Annotated in this window: 1 protein-coding gene; it reads left to right on the plus strand. The window is 76.6% G+C overall.

Annotated elements, in window-relative coordinates; genetic code table 11:
* Positions 1-3,099, plus strand: a 3,099-nt coding sequence (locus ACIQOV_RS34760) for a type I polyketide synthase (RefSeq protein ID WP_401054842.1), incomplete at both ends; no start/stop codon positions are given.

The raw sequence follows: 3,099 nt of genomic DNA on the forward strand, positions 1-3,099 counted from the left end.
CCCGAGCAGCTGTGGCGGCTGCTGGCCGAGGGCTTCGACGGGGTGACCCCGTTCCCGGCGGACCGCGGCTGGCGGGTCGGGGACGCGTCCTACGCCCCGCGCGGCGGCTTCCTGGACGACGTCGCGGGCTTCGACGCCGAGCTGTTCGGGATCTCGCCGCGCGAGGCCCTGGTGATGGACCCGCAGCAGCGCATCCTGCTGGAGGCCTCCTGGGAGGCCTTCGAGGCGGCCGGACTGGTCGCCCCGGAGCTGCGCGGCTCCCCGACCGGCGTGTTCGTCGGGGCGTACGCCTCGACCTACGGTGTGGGCGCCCAGCTCCCGCCCGGCGCGGAGGGCTACCTGCTGACCGGGACCTCGATGAGCGTGGTCTCCGGCCGGGTGGCGTACACCTTCGGCCTGGAGGGCCCGGCCGTCACGGTGGACACCGCGTGCTCCTCCTCCCTGGTGGCGATGCACCTGGCGGCGCAGGCGCTGCGGCGGGGCGAGTGCGAGCTGGCGCTGGCCGGCGGCGTGGCCGTCCTGGCCGGTCCGAACATCTTCGCCGAGTTCGACCGGCAGGGCGGACTGGCCTCCGACGGCCGGTGCAAGCCCTTCGCCTCGGCGGCGGACGGCACCACGTGGTCCGAGGGCGTCGGGGTGCTGGTGCTGGAGCGGCTCTCCGACGCGCTGCGCAACGGCCGTGAGATCCACGCGGTGATCCGCGGCAGCGCGGTCAACCAGGACGGCGCCTCCAACGGGCTCACCGCCCCCAACGGGCCGTCCCAGCAGCGGGTGATCCGGCAGGCGCTGGCCGACTCCCGGCTGCTCGCCGCCGAGGTGGACGCGGTCGAGGCGCACGGCACCGGCACCAGCCTGGGCGACCCGATCGAGGCCCAGGCGCTGCTGGCGACCTACGGCCAGGACCGGCCGGCCGACCGGCCGCTGTGGCTGGGCTCGATCAAGTCCAACATCGGCCACACCCAGGCCGCGGCCGGCGTGGCGGGCGTCATCAAGATGGTGCAGGCGATGCGCCGCGGTGTCCTGCCCGCCACCCTGCACGTGGACGAGCCGACCCACCACGTGGACTGGTCGGCCGGGGCGGTCGAACTGCTGACCGAGCCGCGCCCCTGGCCCGAGGCCGACCGGCCGCGCCGCGCGGGCGTGTCCTCCTTCGGCATCAGCGGCACCAACGCGCACATCATCCTGGAGTCCGCCCCGAGCCCGGCCGGGCCGACCACCACGGGCCACGGCCCGATGGAGCCGATCGGCGCGGGCCGCGGCCCGGCGGGGCCGACGACCATGGGCGAGGGCCCGGTGGTGTGGCCGCTCTCCGGTGGGACCCAGGCCGCCCTGCGTGAGCAGGCGCGCTCCCTGCGCGCCCACCTCGCGGCGGCGCCCGCACCCGAACCGGCCGACGTGGCATGGTCGTTGGCCACCACCCGGGCCGAACTGGAGCACCGGGCCGTCGCCGTCGGACGGGACGGCGCGGACCTGCTGCGCCAGCTCGACCGGCTCGCGGCCGAGGAGGCGGAACCGGCGGCCCCGGGCGGCCCCGGGCGACTCGCCTTCCTCTTCACCGGGCAGGGCGCGCAGCGGGCCGGGATGGGCCGGGGGCTGTACGAGGCCTCCCCGGCGTTCGCGGCGGCGTTCGACGAGGTCTGCGCGGAGCTGGACCGGTGGCTCGACCGGCCGGTCAAGGACGTGGTCTTCGAGGGCGTCGACCTGGACCGGACGATGTGGGCGCAGGCCGGCCTGTTCGCCGTCGAGGTCGCCCTGTACCGCTGGGCGGAGTCCTGCGGCCTGGTCCCGGACTTCCTGCTGGGCCACTCGATCGGCGAGGTGGCCGCCGCCCATGCGGCGGGCGTGTTCTCCCTCGCCGACGCCTGCGCCCTGGTGGCCGCGCGCGGCCGGCTGATGCAGGCGCTGCCCGAGGGCGGCGCGATGCTCGCCGTGCAGGCCACCGAGGCCGAGGTGCGTTCGGAGATCGGTGACCGGCTGGACGTCGCCGCCGTCAACGGCCCGACCTCGGTGGTGGTTTCGGGTCCGACGGAGGTGGTCGAGGAGTTCGCCGGGCGCTGGGCGGCCGAGGGCCGCCGGACGAGCCGGCTGACCGTCTCGCACGCCTTCCACTCGGCCCTGATGGAGCCGATGCTGGCCGAATTCACCGAGGTGCTGGCCGGGTTGACCTTCGCCGAGCCGCGGATCCCGATCGTCTCCAACCTGACCGGCGCGGTGGTCGACCCCGGGGAGATCCGGACGCCCGGGTACTGGGCCCGCCATGTGCGCGGCACCGTCCGGTTCGCCGACGGCATCGCGCACCTGGCCGGCCGGGGCGTCACCCGCCACCTGGAGCTCGGCCCGGACGGCGTGCTGTGCGGCATGGCCCAGCAGTCCGTCACCGAGGGCGTGTTCGTCCCGGCGCTGCGCCGCGGCGAACCCGAGGAGGCCGGGACGGCGCTGCGCGCGCTCGGCCGGCTCTGGGCGGCCGGCGTCGAGGTCGACTGGCCGGCCGTGCTGCCGGCCGGACGCCGGGTGCCGCTGCCGACCTACGCCTTCCAGCGGACCAGGTTCTGGCTGGAGCCGGCCACCGGCGTGGGCGGCGTGGGCGGCGTCGGCCAGAGCGCGGCGGACCATCCGCTGCTCGGCGCGACGGTCGCGCTGGCCGGCGGGGACGAGGTGCTGCTGACCGGAAGGCTGTCGCTCGCCACCCAACCCTGGCTGGCGGACCACGCCGTCCTCGGCCGGGTGCTGGTGCCCGGGACGGCGTTCGTGGAGATGGCGCTGCGGGCCGGGGAGCAGGTCGGCTCGACGATCCTGCGCGAGCTGCTGGTGCAGTCCGCGCTGCCCCTGCCGGCCACCGGCGGGGTGCAGGTCCAGGTGCGGGTGGCCGCCCCGGAGGAGAACGGCGACCGCCGGGTGGAGATCCACGCCCGGCCGGACGAGGGCGAGGCGCCGTGGGTGCGTCACGCGACCGGCGTCCTGGGCGCCGAGGGTGCGGCGCGGGAACACGACCTCGCGGCGCAGGAGTACGACCTCGCGGCCTGGCCGCCGCCGGGCGCCGAACCACTGGCGCTGGACGGCTTCTACCCGGCCCTCGCCGAGGGCGGGTACGGCTACGGG

The organism is Kitasatospora sp. NPDC091257 (assembly GCF_044757675.1).
Lineage (GTDB): Bacteria > Actinomycetota > Actinomycetes > Streptomycetales > Streptomycetaceae > Kitasatospora > Kitasatospora lactacystinica.